At 72.2% G+C, this 16281-nt stretch carries 14 protein-coding genes and 1 tRNA gene; 7 read left to right on the top strand and 8 right to left on the bottom strand.

The genetic code is table 11. The annotated features are described in order from the left end of the window. Nucleotides 1–56 precede the first annotated feature (56 nt). The 3 genes from pstC to pstB are packed head-to-tail and all read left to right on the top strand — an operon-like array spanning nucleotide 57 to nucleotide 2725. Entirely contained in the window at nucleotides 57–1025 is a 969-nt protein-coding gene (pstC, locus tag FFT21_RS18770; RefSeq protein ID WP_137815201.1) for a phosphate ABC transporter permease subunit PstC, read from the top strand. After that, on the top strand, nucleotides 1022–1930 hold the full coding sequence (gene pstA, locus FFT21_RS18775) for a phosphate ABC transporter permease PstA (protein ID WP_137815202.1): 909 nt from the start codon (nucleotides 1022–1024) through the stop codon (nucleotides 1928–1930). Before pstC ends, pstA begins: the two co-directional genes overlap by 4 nt. A gap of 18 nt (nucleotides 1931–1948) precedes the next feature. Continuing rightward, nucleotides 1949–2725: a phosphate ABC transporter ATP-binding protein PstB gene (gene pstB / locus FFT21_RS18780; RefSeq protein WP_137815203.1), complete on the top strand. Its 777-nt coding sequence runs from the start codon at nucleotides 1949–1951 to the stop codon at nucleotides 2723–2725. A gap of 77 nt (nucleotides 2726–2802) precedes the next feature. Here pstB and phoU read toward each other — a convergent pair whose 3' ends face one another. The 5 genes from phoU to dusB form a co-directional block, all read right to left on the bottom strand. Further along, nucleotides 2803–3468: a phosphate signaling complex protein PhoU gene (phoU, locus tag FFT21_RS18785; protein ID WP_137815204.1), complete on the bottom strand. Its 666-nt coding sequence runs from the start codon at nucleotides 3466–3468 to the stop codon at nucleotides 2803–2805. A 106-nt stretch (nucleotides 3469–3574) separates the two neighbouring features. Beyond that, entirely contained in the window at nucleotides 3575–6928 is a 3354-nt protein-coding gene (locus FFT21_RS18790; protein WP_137815205.1) for an LCP family protein, read from the bottom strand. A 232-nt stretch (nucleotides 6929–7160) separates the two neighbouring features. Next, nucleotides 7161–8063, bottom strand: coding sequence for a GGDEF domain-containing protein (locus FFT21_RS18795; RefSeq protein WP_371856824.1), 903 nt, complete (start codon nucleotides 8061–8063; stop codon nucleotides 7161–7163). Between the two features lie 235 nt (nucleotides 8064–8298). Next, nucleotides 8299–8778, bottom strand: a complete 480-nt coding sequence (locus FFT21_RS18800; RefSeq protein WP_192909628.1) for a hypothetical protein — start codon at nucleotides 8776–8778, stop codon at nucleotides 8299–8301. 1 nt (nucleotide 8779) lies between these two features. After that, the gene (dusB, locus tag FFT21_RS18805; RefSeq protein WP_225978544.1) at nucleotides 8780–9913 is read right to left on the bottom strand and encodes a tRNA dihydrouridine synthase DusB; all 1134 of its coding nucleotides are present in this window, start codon (nucleotides 9911–9913) and stop codon (nucleotides 8780–8782) included. A gap of 286 nt (nucleotides 9914–10199) precedes the next feature. Between dusB and FFT21_RS18810 the strand changes: the two genes are divergently transcribed. Then, on the top strand, nucleotides 10200–10733 hold the full coding sequence (locus FFT21_RS18810; RefSeq protein ID WP_225978545.1) for a DUF6328 family protein: 534 nt from the start codon (nucleotides 10200–10202) through the stop codon (nucleotides 10731–10733). Here FFT21_RS18810 and FFT21_RS18815 read toward each other — a convergent pair. After that, nucleotides 10730–11959, bottom strand: a complete 1230-nt coding sequence (locus FFT21_RS18815; protein WP_225978546.1) for an alpha/beta hydrolase — start codon at nucleotides 11957–11959, stop codon at nucleotides 10730–10732. The two genes, FFT21_RS18810 and FFT21_RS18815, sit on opposite strands and share 4 nt — an antisense overlap. A 225-nt stretch (nucleotides 11960–12184) precedes the next feature. On the opposite strand from FFT21_RS18815, the gene FFT21_RS18820 reads away from it, so the two are divergent. Next, nucleotides 12185–12257 (top strand) — tRNA-Lys (locus FFT21_RS18820). A gap of 580 nt (nucleotides 12258–12837) precedes the next feature. On the opposite strand, the gene FFT21_RS18825 is transcribed toward FFT21_RS18820, so the two are convergent. Then, entirely contained in the window at nucleotides 12838–13038 is a 201-nt protein-coding gene (locus FFT21_RS18825) for an ANTAR domain-containing protein (RefSeq protein ID WP_192909629.1), read from the bottom strand. 172 nt (nucleotides 13039–13210) lie between these two features. Here FFT21_RS18825 and FFT21_RS18830 point away from each other — a divergent pair, with 172 nt between their 5' ends. After that, a complete protein-coding gene (locus FFT21_RS18830) occupies nucleotides 13211–13498 on the top strand; it encodes a hypothetical protein (RefSeq protein WP_137815209.1) in 288 nt (95 codons plus the stop codon). A 525-nt stretch (nucleotides 13499–14023) separates the two neighbouring features. Here the strand turns inward: FFT21_RS18830 and FFT21_RS18840 are convergent. Beyond that, entirely contained in the window at nucleotides 14024–14317 is a 294-nt protein-coding gene (locus FFT21_RS18840; protein WP_137815210.1) for a hypothetical protein, read from the bottom strand. Nucleotides 14318–14533: 216 nt separating this feature from the next. Here FFT21_RS18840 and FFT21_RS18845 point away from each other — a divergent pair, with 216 nt between their 5' ends. Then, a complete protein-coding gene (locus FFT21_RS18845) occupies nucleotides 14534–16270 on the top strand; it encodes an IlvD/Edd family dehydratase (protein ID WP_137815211.1) in 1737 nt (578 codons plus the stop codon). Nucleotides 16271–16281: the final 11 nt, after the last annotated feature.

The raw sequence follows: 16281 nt of genomic DNA on the forward strand, positions 1-16281 counted from the left end.
GCCCGGGCCGTCCGTCTCTTGTGGTCGGCCCGGGCGAGTGCCACATGATTGGTGCCATGTCCGACCCCCTCGGCAACTCCCTGCCGGCGCGCCGACCAACCGTCCGGCGCCCCGGGGACACGATCTTCCAGTTCCTGACCACCGCATCCGGCCTGGCCATCGTGCTGTCGATCGTGTTGATCGGCGTCTTCCTCCTGCTGAAGGCGGTGCCCTCACTCGCGGCGGACCAGGCCAACTTCCTGCTCAGCCCGAACTTCGTCACCACGGGCGGCAAACTCGCGTTCGGCATCCGCGATCTGTTCGTGGTCACCGTGCTGTCCTCGGTGTTCGCGTTGGTGATCGCCATGCCGGTGGCCATGGGCATCGCGCTGTTCCTCACCCAGTACGCGCCGCGCCAGCTTGCCCGTCCCTTCGCCTACATCGTCGACCTGCTGGCCGCGGTGCCCTCGGTGGTGTTCGGCCTGTGGGGAATCAAGGTGTTCGGCCCGGTGCTGGAGCCGCTGGAGCGGTGGCTGAACGGCAACCTGGGGTGGTTCCCGCTGTTCGCCAACGGCAACGTGTCGATCAGCGGCGGTGGCACGATCTTCACCGCGGGCGTGGTGCTGGCGGTCATGCTGCTGCCGATCATCACCTCGGTGTCCCGCGAGGTGTTCCAGCAGACACCGACCATGCAGATCGAGGGAGCGCTCGCGCTCGGCGCGACCAGGTGGGAGATGATCAGGACCACGGTGATCCCGTTCGGGCGCAGCGGCTACATCGCCGCGTCCATGCTCGGGCTGGGCCGTGCGCTCGGCGAGACCGTGGCCGTGCTGATCATCCTGCGGTCCGCCCCGGAGCCCTCGCGGATCAGCCTCTTCGACGGCGGCTACACGTTCGCCTCGAAGATCGCCTCGGCCGCCTCCGAGTTCACCGAGGCGCTGCCCACCGGAGCGTACATCTCCGCCGGACTGGTGCTGTTCGTGCTGACCTTCGTGGTGAACGCGATCGCCCGCTGGATCGCGGGAGGAAGGGTGCACCGGCCGTGACGACGACAACCTCCCTGGACCGGCCCGCGGCGCCGCAGCCCTTCCAGCGGGTGAGCGGCGCGCGCAAGCTGAAGGACTGGGTGGCCACCATCCTGGTCGGCCTCGCCTTCGTGGTCGCGGTGATCCCGCTGGTGTGGCTGCTGGTCACGGTGATCACGAGTGGCTACCGGGCGTTGATGTCCTCGGCATGGTGGACGCACTCGCTCAAGGGAGTGCTGCCCGAGGAGTTCGCCGGCGGCGTCTACCACGCGATCATCGGCAGCCTGCTGCAGAGCCTGGTGTGCGCGGTGATCGCCGTGCCGGTCGGCGTGCTCGCCGCGATCTACCTGGTCGAGTACGGGCGCGGCCGGGTCGCCAGGATGACCACCTTCATGGTGGACATCCTCTCCGGCGTGCCGTCCATCGTCGCGGCGCTGTTCATCTTCGCGCTGTGGATCGGCACGCTCGGGTTCCAGCAGAGCGGGTTCGCGGTGTCGCTGGCGCTGGTGCTGCTCATGCTGCCGGTGGTGGTGCGCTCGACCGAGGAGATGCTTCGCCTGGTGCCGCAGGAACTGCGCGAGGCGGCCTACGCGCTGGGCGTGCCGAAGTGGAAGACCATCGTGCGCATCGTGCTGCCCACGGCGATGTCCGGGATCGTCACCGGCGTGATGCTCGCGCTGGCCAGGGTGATGGGCGAGACCGCCCCGGTGCTGGTGTTGGTCGGGTACAGCCGCTCGATGAACTTCAACATCTTCAACGGCAACATGACCTCCCTTCCGCTGCTCATCTACTCCGAGCTGAACAACCCGACCCCGGCCGGGCAGCTCCGGATCTGGGGCGCGGCCCTCACGCTGATCATTCTCGTCATGTCGTTCAACCTGGTGGCCGTCGCGCTCTCGCGGTTCTCGGCCATCAAGACCAAGTGAGCGGGCGGTAATCCGACCATGGCCAAGCGCATCGACATCAAGGGACTGAACCTCTACTACGGCAGGTTCCACGCCGTGGACAACGTCACCCTGTCGATCCCGCCGCGGAACGTGACGGCGTTCATCGGCCCGTCCGGCTGCGGCAAGTCGACCGTGCTCCGCTCGCTGAACCGGATGCACGAGGTGATCCCGGGTGCCACGGTGGACGGCAAGGTGTTGCTGGACGGCGAGGACATCTACGACGCCGGCGTCGACCCGGTGGAGGTCCGCCGCACCATCGGCATGGTGTTCCAGCGGCCCAACCCGTTCCCCACCATGTCCATCCGGGACAACGTGGTGGCCGGGCTGAAGCTCGCCGGCGTGCGCAGCAAGAGCCGGCTGGAGGAGGTGTGCGAGCGCTCGCTGCGCGGCGCGAACCTCTGGGAGGAGGTCAAGGACCGGCTGGACCGGCCGGGCGGTGGCCTCTCCGGCGGTCAGCAGCAGCGGCTGTGCATCGCCAGGGCCATCGCCGTGCAGCCCGACGTGCTGCTGATGGACGAGCCGTGCTCGGCGCTGGACCCGATCTCCACGCTGGCGATCGAGGACCTGATCACCGAGCTGAAGAAGGACTACACGATCGTCATCGTCACCCACAACATGCAGCAGGCGGCCCGGGTGAGCGACATGACGGCGTTCTTCAACCTCTCCGGGGTGGGCCGGCCCGGCCAACTGGTCGAGGCGGACGACACCGAGAAGATCTTCTCCAACCCGGGCAAGAAGGAAACCGAGGACTACATCTCCGGCCGCTTCGGCTGAGCCCACGTCGCTTCGGCCGAGCCGCACCGCAGACGACGGCCCGCGCCCGTACCCGGGCGCGGGCCGTTCGCGGTCGGTCAGACGATCTCGTCGTTGCCGTAACCGGGCATCCTGCCGGTGACCACGAACACCACCCGGCGGGCCACCGACACCGCATGGTCGGCGAAGCGCTCGTAGAACCTGCCGAGCAGGGTGATGTCCACCGCCGCCGGCACCCCGTGCGGCCAGCCCTTGTCCATGATCACCGTGAACAGGTTGCGGTGCAGCTCGTCGATCTGGTCGTCGGCCTCCTCCAGGCTCTTCGCCAGGTTGACGTCCTGGGTGCGGACGACCTGCTCGGCTTGCCGGGCCAGGTCCACCGCGACCCGCCCCATCTCGGCGAACTGGTCGCGCACCGAGTCGGGGAGCACCGCATGGGGATGCCGGCGCCGCGCCGCCTTCGCGACGTGCAGGGCCAGGTCGCCCATCCGCTCCAGACTCTCCGCGGCGTGGATGGCCGCGAGCACCTTGCGCAGGTCGGTGGCCACCGGCGCCTGCAGGGCGAGCAGCGAGTAGGCGTACTCCTCGCAGTTGGCGCGAGCGTCGTCGACCTCCGCGTCGCCGCCGATCACCTGCTCGGCCAGGTCGAGGTCGGCGTCGAGCAACGCCCGGGTGGCTCGCTCCATGGCGGTGCCGACCATTCCGCACATGTCCGCGAGCTGGTCGATGAGCCGGCTGAGCTGGTCGTGGTAGGCCTCGCGCATGGGGATAGAGCCTACGTCCAGCGCGTCGCCGCCACAGGATCCGTCGGTGTACCGGAGGTGAACCCGGCGCAAACAGCAGGGTTCCGGCCTGGCTCGGGCTCGCCGGTCAGGACGCGCAGGAGGCGTCCGCGCCGTTCACCGCGGACACGTCGCCCGGCACGGAGGGCTGGCTCGGCGCGCCGGAGGCGGCGGCCGGTGAGGTGGGGGTGGTCACCTTCCCGTCGAACTCCGGGCCGAGCAGCAGCACCACCGCGCTGCCCATCGACGGGTCCTGTTGCAGGGTCGCGCCGGGTACCGCCACGGCGAGCGCCTGGGCCACCGCCTGGCCCGCGGAGGAGAACCTGATCAGGGTGTGCGGCACCTGCTCCGGCGAGTTGTCCACCCGCACCACCTCGAAGCCCTGCTTGCGCAGCGCGTCCGCGGTGGTGCTGGCGATCCTCACCTTCGTGCTGCCGCCGTTGAGCACCTGGATCTTCATCGGGTTCCGGTCGCCGGCGCCGCTGTTGTCGCCGCCGGGCGCGGAGGGTGCGGACGGCGACTGGGCGGCGGGTGGCGTGGCTCCCTCGCCGGGCAGCGGGGTGCCGTCGATGACCGCCTGGAACAGCGCCTTGGCCTCGTCCAGCTTGGGCAGCTCGTGGAAGGTCTTGGCGTCGCCGGTGCCGGACTCCTGGGTCTGGTGCGGCATGGTGAGGAAGTCGACGCGGCCCGCTTCGAGACCCTGCAGGGACTGGGCCAGCGGCAGCAGTTGGTCCACCGAGACGTTCTCGCCGAAGGTGGCCGAGGCGAATGCGTTGAGGAAACGGTTCATCTTGGCCGGATCCAGCAGCACCTGCATGGACATGGCCTTGCGCAGCAGGGCGGACAGGAACCGCTGCTGCCGCTGGATGCGCTCGTAGTCGGTCTTCTGCTCGCCCTGCACCTTGCGCGCCCGGACGAAGCTCAGCGCGGCGTCACCGGAGATGGTCTGCCGGCCCGCGTTCGGGATCACCACGCCCAGCTCGTCGTCCTTGATCGGGCGCGCCACGCACATCTCCACCCCGCCCACCGCGTCCACCATGGTCTTGAAGCCCTGGAAGTCGATGCCGACGAAGTGGTTGATGCGCAGCCCGGACAGCTGCTGCACCAGCTTGGTCACGCAGCGCGGCCCACCCACCTCGTACGCGGTGTTCAGCTTGACGCCCTTGGCCTCGGGGACCTGCTTGCCCGTGTACCGGTCGGTCTTGCTGTCCCAGGCCTCGCAGGCCGGCCGGTCCACCTCCAGGTCGCGGGGAAACGACACCACCACGACGCGTTTCCGGTCGGCCGGGATGTGCGCGACCATCACCGTGTCCGAGCGGGCGCCCTGCACCTCGTCGGCGGTGCCCACGCCTTCGCTCGCGGGTGCGCCCGCCCGGGTGTCCGACCCGGCGAGCAGGAAGTTCTCGTCGCTTTCCTGGCGCACCGGCTCCACGATCGCGGACGAGTTCTCGTCCAGCGATGCCACCCGCTGGAACTTGTGGTCCACCAGCGTGATCGCGCCCCAGCCGATGCCGGTGGCCAGGAACACCACGCCGGCCGCCGCGACCGCGCCGATCTTGGCCCCTAACTCGACCTGGGACCGCCGGCGCCCACGCCGTTCTCCCTGCTCGGCGACCTCGGGGTCGGCAGATTCGTCATCTTCGGCCTCACCTTTCGGTTCGGCCCCAAGTGAGTCCCAGTCGTCGTCCTCCTCGGAGAACCACGGCAGGAACCGCAGGAACCGCTGGAACTTGCGCCGCTTGTCCCGGCGCAGCCGCTCCTCCTCGGCAAGCTCGTCGTGCACCGCGGAGAACCGGGCCAGGGTGTGGTCGACCTCGCGCCGCTTCTGGATCTCCTCGTTGATCGGCTCCAGTTCGGTGGTCAGGCTCGCCGGGTCGACGTCCTCCCGGCGTTCCGGTCCGGGCCGCTCGGAGCGGCCCGGCGCGGCCTCCTCGGGGCGCGGCGTGCGCACGCTGCCCATGTCGACCGGGGGCTGCTGCCGGGTGAGTTCGGCATCGGCGGAGGCGTCCGCGCCCATCCTGGCCCTGCTCGCGGCGGCCGCCGCGGCACCGGGGGCGGCCGGTCCACCGGGGCCGCCGGGCGCGCGCCTCGGGCCGGACTGCGCCGAGGTGCCGCCGGCCGGGCCTGGCGCCCCCGGCCGTGGCGGGCGGGGCGCGAGCCGGGCTCCGCTCGGCTGGTCCGGGTTGAGCCGGTTGCCGATCCCGGTCGCGGGTGGCTCGCCGTCTGGTCCGGGGATCGGCCTCCTGCCGGTGCCGTCGCCGCCCCGGCCGGCCGGGTCGGGGCGAGGGTGCCGCCCGGTGCCGGGTGGCCCGGGGGGACCCGCCAGGCTGCGCGGTGGCTGACCGGGCGCCGGCCGTGGTCCGGTCCCGGAGCGCGGCGGGGCGGTGGGCACGCCGCGGCGGCCGGTCGCCGATCCCGGCGGCGGAGCCGGCTGGCCGGCCGGCGGGTTGGGCAGCGGGTGCCGCCCGGTGCCGGTCGGCGGTTGCCCGGTGTAGCCGTTCGCGCCGGGCACGCGTGGTGGGCCACCGGGTACCTGGTGGGGGCCGCTGCCCATCCCGGGGTGCGGGCCCGAGGCGGTGCCCGGCGTGGGATGCGGACCGCTCGACGTCCCCGGATGCGGTGGCGGGGGTGGGACGGGATGGCGGCCGGTGCGGGGTGACTGCGGGGTCCGACCGGGAGCCGGGCCGGCCCCGTTGCTCTCGGCAGGGCGCGATGGGCTGGGAGCGGGGTGCCGGCCGGTGCCCTCGTACGGCGGCACCGCGTCCGCATCCCGGCTGGCGGCGGCCTCGGCCTCCTGCTCCTCCTGGGCACGCCGCCGGGCGGCTCTTCGCCCGGTCGGCGAAGCGGGCGGCGGTGGAGTGTCGTCGTCGGGTTGGGCGTGGCGCCGCCCGGATCGGCTGCGCAGCGGTGTCGGCGGTGGTAAGGGATCGTCGTCGTCCGGTTTCGCCCGGCGACCGCCGGAACCCCGCACGGCCGGTGGCGGTGAGTCGTCGTCATCGGGTTGCGCATGCCGCCGGCCGGAGCGGCCGATCCTCGGCACCGGCGGTGGGGTGTCGTCGTCGGGTTGGGCGTGGCGCCGCCCGGATCGGCTGCGCAGCGGTGTCGGCGGTGGTAAGGGATCGTCGTCGTCCGGTTTCGCCCGGCGACCGCCGGATCTCGTCGCCGCGACGGGCGGTGGCGTGTCGTTCGACCTCGCCCGCCGCCGGCCGGAACGGCCCCGTTCCGGCGGGGTGGCCGAGTCGCGGGCCGCGGACCACGCCGAGCCGCCCGAGTCCTCCGGCGGCGTGGGCCGGGGCAGCTTGGTGCTCGACCCGCCGTGCTTGGCGACAAGATCCGACACGGTGAGACCACCGGCGTCCTCGAGTGAGCGACGGCGCCGGCGGCGCTGGCCGGACGAGGCGTCCCGGGGACCGTCATCGCCGCGGCGTGGGTCGTCGGGCACCCGGTCTCCCTCCGTACCTGTCGTCGGACGCGCTCGCGTACCGCACGGTCATCACAAGTTGACGTCGGCTGGGACACAGTGGAGCCAACACGAGGCGTGCGACCCAGCCCACGCGATAGTACGGATGGTCGCCACTTCTGACGACAGGCAGGGAATGTGGTTTTACGGGCCGTACCCGGTTACGTGGACGTTCTTAGGCCGAATGGGCGAGCGCTGACGCGGCTGACGCCTCCTAGTAGCTGGCCGCACGCTGCCCGCTGATCGCCCGGCGACCTGCGGCCGCGCCCGCGAGCCGGACCCGGCCGCCCTCCCGGTACGCGACCGCGTTCCGCCCGGACTGCTTGGCGGCGTACAGCAGGTCGTCGGCGCGGAGCAGTTGCTGCTCCGCGCCGACCGGCGGCCCGGAGGCGTCCGAGGTGCCCGGCTCGTGCGCGAGCCCGACGCTCACCGTGACCCGCAGGCCCGGCACGATCTGCCCCCAGGGGTAGTGCTCGACGCGGGCGCGGGCGGCCTCGGACACGGCGACCGCCGCCGGCGCGTCGATCCCCGGCAGCACCAGCACGAACTCCTCACCGCCGTAGCGGGCGCAGAACGCGCCCTCCGGCAGGCCGTCCTGGAGCAACTCGACCACGCGCTGCAGCACCCGGTCGCCGACCAGGTGCCCGTAGGTGTCGTTGACCTGCTTGAACCAGTCGAGGTCGACCAGGGCCACCGCGAGCCCGTCCGGCGACCCGCACTGCTGCGCCACCAGAGACACCAGCCGCTGGTCCAGGTAGCGGCGGTTGTAGCTGGCGGTGAGGCTGTCCCGCATGCTCTGCTCGCGCGCCTCGGCGTGCTCCCGGCGCAGCCGGGCCACCTCGCGGCGCAGTTGCTCGGGAATCTGCGGCTGCTCGTCGTGGTCGGCGTAGACGAGGTCGAGCGCGGAGCGCAGGTGCTGGTACGCCTGCCGCCACTGGCCACGGGAGGCGAGCAGGGTGGCGATCGACTCGTGTAGCTGGACCAGGCCCGAGGTCTCCGCCGGGGCCGGCCGGGCGGGCGCGTCGTCGGCGCCGTGCGGGCCGTCCGGCGCCCGCCACGCCGCGGCACCGCCCCGAGCCGAATCCGGCTCGGTGACGTCAGGTCGCAGTACGGTCACCGCACTCACCTCCCTACCTCCGGGGTGTCGTCTGGTAAGACTCGGCTCTTGAGGTGACGGGACGCGCCGGTGCGGGATTTCGCTCAACCGGTTGACCTCCTGCTGCTCCGAACCGGTGACTCTCTGTGAGCCCACGCACCGCCGCCTGCCTCTGTGATCGGCATTCGGCGCCCGCCGGTTGAGGGGTGACAACCCGCTTCCCGCAATGAATGTGACTGGATTCACAAGCGTGGATCTAGGTGGCCGGGCAGGGCGAGAAGCCGTACGCCGTGCCATCCAGCAGCACTACGTGGACCAACCCGATCTGCTGTCCGACGTCCCCCTGATCGCGACGCACCGTGACAGTGACCGCGATGCGCAACACCAGCCCGCGGGGGTGCTCGGTACTGCCCGAGGGCAGCCATGCGGGATCCGGCCGCAGCGACGACATGGCTGGCTGGAACGTCACCGTCATCCCGTCCAGACCGCACAGCCGGCCGGTGAAGTCCGGGTGCTGGGTGCGGCGCAGCACGTCCTGCTCGGCCTGCACGCCCCGGTCCGCGGCCGCGTCCAGCTCGTCGAAGTAGCGCTGGACCAGGCGCCGGTCGGCATCGCTCACCCGGACCGGGCTCGGTGAGCCGGCCACGGCGCTGGTGCAGCCGGCGCCGCAGGACCCGGCGACCGCGACGGCGGCGAGCCAGCCGGCGGCCGCGCGCCGCCCCCTGGGGGGTGCCAACTCAGCCGCCCGAGTGCATGAGCTCGGCGCCGGCCGGCACGGTGGCGTCCTCCGGGTCGGCCAGCCAGCCCTCCGGCAGCACCACCCGGCCCGGCGAGCCCTGCCGGCCCCTCGGCCCCTCGGCGTCCGCAGGGAACGGCACGTCCGGGTCCAGCCTGGCGAGCAGATCGTCCAGCTCGGCCAGGGAGGCCACCAGCCCGAAACGCTGCCGCAGCTCCGAGCCGACCGGAAAGCCGCGCAGGTACCAGGCCATGTGCTTGCGCAGGTCGCGGACGCCCCTGTGCTCGCCGAGGTGCTCGCTGAGCAGCTCGGCATGCCGGCGGAGCACCCGGCTCACCTCGCCCAGCAGCGGCGGCTCCGGCGCCGGCTGGCCGGCGAAGGCCGCCTGCAGGTCGCGGAACAGCCACGGCCGGCCCAGGCAACCGCGGCCGACCACGACCCCGTCGCAGCCGGTCTGCTCGACCATCTTCAGCGCGTCCGCCGCGGCGAAGATGTCCCCGTTGCCCAGCACCGGGATGCCGGTCACCGCCTCCCTGAGCCGCGCGATGGCCGACCAGTCGGCCTCGCCGGAGTACCGCTGCGCCGCGGTCCTGGCATGCAGCGCCACCGCCGCGGCGCCCTCCGCCTCGGCGATCCGCCCGGCGTCCAGGTAGGTGGTGTGGTCCCCGTCGATGCCGATGCGGAACTTGACCGTGACCGGGATGCCGGCCGGCTCGGCGGCCCGCACCATGGCCCGGACGATCTGCGCGAACAGGCGCCGCTTGTACGGCAGCGCGGCACCGCCGCCCCTGCGGGTGACCTTCGGTACCGGGCAGCCGAAGTTGGTGTCGACGTGATCGGCCAGGCCCTCGGCGGCGATCATCCGCACCGCCTCGCCCATGGTCGCCGGGTCCACGCCGTAGAGCTGCATGGAGCGCGGGTACTCGCCCGGGTCGAAGGTGATCATCCGCATGGTCGCCGGGTCCCGCTCGACCAGTGCCCTGCTCGTGATCATCTCGCAGACGTACAGGCCGGCGCCGTACTCGCGGCACAGCCGCCGGAACGCGACGTTGGTGATGCCGGCCATCGGGGCGAGCACCACCGGCGGGTCGACCGCGTAGGGGCCGATCCGGAGACTGGGGCGCTCGGGATGCACCCGTCCATTGTCCGTGATCCACCCGGAAGCTCCGGCCGGCCTCCTCGCGGTGACGGTTGGTGAGCGTGCGGTCGCGGTGGGCGGGTCGAGCCTGCGCGCGGTAGCGGCTGGGTAGCCATACCGGGTAGTCCCTGGCGGAGTCCGACGGCGCGGGAGGAGGTCCACCGATGGCGTGCGAGGGGACGAGGAAGGCCCGTGGTTCGACGGCCGTCTCACGGCACGCTGGTGACCACGGCCCGCGCCGGGACCGTCAGGTGCGCGACCCGGCGGGGAAGAGGGTGGCGAGGTGAGCGGGTCCGAGGGCGGCACCGCGCCGCGGGATCTGGGCGAGCCGGAACGGCAGCGGCTGGCCCGCAACCTCGCCGAGCTGCTGCAGGAGCTGCGGGTCGGCCAGGCCGGGGTGCAGATCCTGTTCGGCTTCCTGCTCAGCGTGATCTTCAGCGAGCGGTACGCGCGGGCCACCGGGTTCGAGCGGGGCGTGCACTTCGCCGCCGTGGTCTTCGCGGCCGCCGCCACCCTGCTGCTCACCGCGCCGGCGGCGTGGCACCGCCTGCTGTTCCGCGCCGGCCGCCGGCCGGAGATCATCCGAGCGGCGAACGGGTTCGCGCTGAGCGGGCTGGTCTGCCTCGCCGCCGCGATGACCGCCACCGTGATGCTCATCGGCGACCTGGTGTTCGGCCTGCGGGCCGGTGTCGTGGTGGGCGGGGTGACCGGGTTGGCCTTTCTGGTGCTCTGGTTCGCCGTGCCGCTGCGCAGGCGGTTTCGTGCCCGCTCGCCGGCACCGGCCCCGGAGCGAAACGCCGGTGGCGGCCGCGGCTAGGAGGTGAACTGCTCGTTGGCGAAGGCGAGCAGGAAGGGCAGGGCCGCGCGGGCGGTGCGCCAGGTGTGCACCAACCCCGGCTCGAACCGCATGGACACCTTCTGGCCCCGGGCGGTGAGTGCCGCGGCGATCCGGCGCGACGTCGTCATGTCGGTCTGCGCGTGGTCGCCGGCGTCGAGCATCACCGCGACCGGGTAGGGGAACGGCATGGTGGGGATGTACCGCCGCGGCGTGTTCGCGTCGATCAGCGCCGGGTTGCCCTGCAGCAACGACACCGCGCTGCCCGGGTCGTCGTACGGCAGGGTGACCAGCATCGTGGCGTACTCGTCGACGTGGTGCAGCCCCACGTTGAGCGCGCAGAACCCGCCGCCGGACATCCCGGCGATCGCCCGGTGCCGGCGGTCGGCGATGGTGCGGTACCGGGCGTCGATCCGCGGCACCACCGTCTCGGTCAGGTAGCTCTCCAACTGCGGGCCGCCCGGGACGTTCAGGCACTCCCAGTCCGTGGTGGGCACGCCCGCGGAGACGGTCGGCGCCACGATGATCATCGGCTGGACGAGCTGCCGCTCGAGCAGTTGGTGCATGGTGTTCACCGCGTCGCCCGCGGTGAACCAGTCGTCCGCGCTGCCGCCCGGGTAGCCGTGGATCAGGTACACGACCGGGTAGCGCCGGTTCCGGTTGGCCGGATCGTCGTAGCCGGGCGGCAGCATGACGTTGGTCTGCGCGGCCGTGACCGGCACGCCGTGCGCCGGGTCCGGGATCGTGGTCCGGTCCATCCGAGCGGCGTACGGATCACCCTGCGGACGGTCGGCCGGCCGGGTACCGCCCTGGGCGTTGTTGAGTGCCTGCCGCGCGTTGGACATGTACTGGTCGTCGGCCGCGCTGATGGCGGCCAGGCTGGACCCGAACCCGGCCGCCCAACCGGTGCCGCGCTGCAGCAGCAGCCCGAGGTCGTGCGGCGTGCGGACGTAGCCGACGTAGCTGTTCAACCAGGTGACGGCGGACAGTCCGAGCAGCGCCGCGACCACCACCACCCGGGTGGTCAGCGAGTGCGGCGGCGTGATCCGGGTAGGGACCCTCCGCCTCGGCCGGAAGAAAAAGTACGCGGTCACCAGCGCGGCCAGCAGCAGGGCGCGCCAGATCATCGGCGACTCGAGGATGCCTCTGGCCACGGCGTGCTGCGCGACGTCGTCGGGAAGCACCGGACCCGGGTCGACTCGAGGCACCGAACCTCCTCCGCCTGCGGTGGTCCTCCGCTCCATGAGGACGCGCGGAACCGTGACAGCGTTGCCAGGATTCCCGCTTGCTCCGGGCCGTGATCTGCCTCACCGGCCGCTCCACCGTGGCTCAGCGTCGACCCGCACCGCATGGTACGTCGCGGCGCCGCCGGTGGCCGGGTAGAGAAATCAAGACCACTGCGACGTGCTGACCCGGGTCGGTACTCTGTCTCCGGGCCACTAGCTCAACTGGCAGAGCAGCGGACTTTTAATCCGCGGGTTCGGGGTTCGAGCCCCCGGTGGCCCACCTCTCGTGGTCAGGACTTCAAGGCTGGTGGGCGCTGGAGTGTGCTCGCCGGGCACCCGTCCCGCGGCGCCGGGCGACCGCGCGCCTGATCAAGTCGAGGCGATCAAGGGTTTTGACTCCGCGGCCGGGTGGGTAGCACACCCAGCGTGATGCCGGACCGGGAGTTTGTCGTGGACCCGTGCGGCGGGAACTGCCCGCCCTGGCTGTGGACGGTGGCGCTGCACCTGGTGCGGGCCGCCTTCGTCGCCGGCCGGGTTCCTGTGCACCGTGGCGCTCTCGTCGACCGCGCACGCCGGCACGGTGCCTTCCGACCACCAGGGGCCTCGGCGACCGCAACACCACCAGCGGGAATCACGGGGTGGCGTCGGGGAACCAGGTCAACCCCAAGGTGACCGCCCCGGTGACGGTGGATCGCAACGCCGTCGGCGTGGCGGGCAACGCCAACCCCTCCTGAGGTACGAGTCGGTCTCGGCGCGGCCGAAACAGTCACCCCGCACCGCGGTCCCGGCACGAACTGCCGGGACCGCGGCGCGGGTAGGGCGATTGCGCCGGAGGGCGGCTTTCCCAGCCGTGTCCGGGCTCAGCGGGGAGGGGCACCGGCGAGGACGGTGCGGGCGTCGGGGGTGCGCTGGACTAGGTCGCGCGCCAGCTTGCCGAGCGGCAGGCCGTGGGCCTGGGCGTAGCCGCGGAGCCGTTGGAAGGCGTCGGCGCTGGACAGGTCGCGGGTTTCGGCGAGAAGTCCGCGGGCTTGGGCGATGGTGGCACGGGCGTTGAGGGCCACCTCGAGATGCTGGCTCAGTGTGGTGCTGCGCCGCGTGGGGTGATGCTGCAGGATTCCCACGGTGGTCAGGGCCTGCCCGAGCCGGGTCTCCTGCTCGGTCAGGGTGCCGCCGTCGGCTTAGAAGAGGTTCATCCCACCGAACGTGCGCCCGTCCAACCGGTGGGGGCCGCGCGTGCACCGCCTGGAAACCGGCATCGAGCACGGCGGGGACGAACTGTGGCCACCGGTCGCGGTGGCCGCCGAGGTCGTTGCCGAAGACCGTCCGTCCCTCGCGGAAACATTCCATACAGGGTCTCTGGCCGAGTTGCAAGTGCAGCAGTTCGAGCGTCTCGATGCGTTCGTCGGATGCGACGGCGAGGCGGAGGGTGCCGCGCTGGTCGCTGAGCATGAGGCCGGCCGCCGAGGCGTGCAGCTGGGTGACGTAGTAGTCGACCAGCCGCTGCAGCAATTCGATGGATGAACACGTCCGACTCGCGATGCCTTGTCGTATCCGTCAGCGGCGTCGATCTCTCCAGCATTTCCGTGTTCGAGCCCGGGCGCCGTGGCGCTACCCACAGGTCTGCGGCGGCAAAGCTGATCAGAAATGGTGCGCTTCGGATCCGCGTTGGGAGGCGCGGACGAAAACCGGACGCCGCTTCCCAGGAAGGTCTCAGGACCAGAGTGGCGCACTCGGAAATGGAGGTCGATCGGGAAGGCACTCCGCCAGGCCGGCCACGGGAGCCCGTGCACGACGCCCGGCGCGTGGCCGCCGTGGTGCAGGCCGCGGCGGCCACCCTCGACGCCGAGCGTGCACTCGCCGGCAGCGGGCGGTCTGAATCGCGCACGACGCGGGCCCTGGGGAGCCTCCGCACGCCACCACCGTGTGGGGCCCCTTTCTCGTCCGGCCACGCGCACCGCGGTGCCTGCCGGGGCCCGCGGACCGCCGGGCCCGGCGACGCGCCGCTGGCGGCACCCCGCTGGCGAGACCTCTCCCGGAACGGGCGGGTCAGCAGGCGGTGACGTGCCGCGCCGGGGTGGGTGTGAGATGCCGGCGCGCGTTGATCAGCGCGATCCGCGCGTCGACGAGTTCGTCGGCGGTCAGGTGCGCGCTGGCCTCGAGCGCGGCGGCGGCGGCCGCGCCGACGAAGTCGGACCGGTCGGCGTGCGGGGCGGCGGTGTCGTGCAGCGGCTCCGCCCACCGGCGCGGCTCGGGTATCGGCGCGTCCGGGTCCAGCCGCAGGAGCTGGAGCAGCGTGTCCTCGACCACGCGCCGCAACTGGTCGATGGCCGTTTCGTCCATGCCGATCACAGTAACCAGGGGGACTGACAGGAAAACGCGCCCGCGGCGTTCGCGCCGGGGTGACGAAGAACGCAGTCGCCCGGCGCGTCGCCGCACACGTGCCACCGGGGACGGTGCTCCAGAAGCAGACATCGGAGGATTATGGTCGCGGGCGCGGGTGGCGCCGGTGCGCGATCACCCGGTGGTTGGCGGACCGAGCGTCGAGGAGGCGATGGGATGTCCACGGCAGGCGGCGACGGGCGGAAGGCGCTGCGTTCGCACGAGTGGTTCTCCGGCTCGGACGTCAACGCGTTCGTGCACCGCTCCTGGATGAAGAACCAGGGCACCCCGGACCGGATGTTCGACGGCCGGCCCGTCATCGGCATCTGCAACACGTTCTCCGAGCTCACCCCGTGCAACGGCCACTTCAGGGAACTCGCCGAGCAGGTGAAGCGCGGCGTGCTGGAGGCGGGCGGCTTTCCCGTGGAGTTCCCGGTGATGTCGCTGGGTGAGACGCTGCTCCGGCCCACCTCGATGCTGTTCCGCAACCTGGTCAGCATGGACGTCGAGGAGTCCATCCGGGCCAACCCGATGGACGGCGTGGTGCTGCTTTGCGGCTGCGACAAGACCACCCCGGCGCTGCTGATGGGCGCGGCAAGCTGTGACCTGCCCACCATCGTGGTATCCGGAGGTCCGATGTTGACCGGCCGGTTCCGTGGCCAGCCGCTTGGTTCCGGCACGAGCGTCTGGGCGATGGGCGAGGACGTGCGCGCCGGGCAGATGTCCGAATGCGACTTCCGCGCCGCCGAGTCCGCCATGTCCCGCTCCCCGGGCCACTGCAACACCATGGGCACCGCCTCCACCATGGCCAGCATGGTGGAGGCGCTCGGTCTCGGCCTGCCGAACAACGCGGCGATCCCGGCCGTTGATGCGCGGCGGCGGGTGCTGGCCAGGGACGCCGGGGTCCGCGCGGTCGAGTTGGTGCACGAGGACCTGCGCATCTCGAAGATCCTCACCAGGCCCGCGTTCGAGAACGCGATCCGGGTCAACGCCGCGATCGGCGGCTCCACCAACGCGGTGGTGCACCTGCTGGCGCTGGCCGGCCGGGTCGAGGTGCCGCTCGAACTGGACGACTTCGACCTGCTGGTCCGCAACATCCCGCTGCTGGTCGACCTGATGCCGTCCGGCCGGTTCCTGATGGAGGACTTCTTCGACGCCGGCGGCCTCCCCGCGGTCATCCGCGCGCTGGGCGACCTGCTGCACACCGACGCGCTCACGGTGACCGGCCGCACCCTCGACGAGAACAACGCCGACGCCCCGGCGTGGAACACCGAGGTGATCCGGGACCGGGACAACCCGGTCACGGAGAGTGCCGGCATCGCCGTGCTGCGCGGCAACCTGGCCCCGGACGGCGCGGTGATCAAGCCCTCCGCCGCCAGCCCGGACCTGCTCAAGCATCGCGGCCGGGCGGTCGTCTTCGAGGGCGTGGACGACCTCCGGGCCCGGATCGACGACGACGACCTGGACGTGGACGAGAACTGCGTGCTGGTGCTGCGCGGCGCCGGGCCGAGGGGCTTTCCCGGTATGCCGGAGGTGGGCAACCTGGCGCTGCCCCGCAAGGTGCTGCGCCGCGGCGTCCGCGACATGGTGCGCATCTCCGACGCCCGGATGAGCGGCACCGCGTACGGCACGGTGGTGCTGCACACCGCGCCGGAGGCCGCCGCAGGCGGGCCACTCGCCCTGGTCCGCGACGGCGACATGATCGAGCTGGACGTGCCGGCCCGGCGGCTGCACCTGGACGTCCCCGACGAGGAACTGGCCCGGCGCCTGGCGGAGTGGACGCCGCCGCCGGCCCGGGCCACCGGCGGGTACCAGCGGCTGTACGTGGAGCACGTGCTGCAGGCCGACCGGGGTGTGGACTTCGACTTCCTGGTCGGCCGCCGGGGTGCCGAGGTGCACGGACACAATCACTGACCGTTGGAGGT

This window comes from Gandjariella thermophila, assembly GCF_005405885.1.
In the GTDB taxonomy this organism is placed as follows: domain Bacteria; phylum Actinomycetota; class Actinomycetes; order Mycobacteriales; family Pseudonocardiaceae; genus Gandjariella; species Gandjariella thermophila.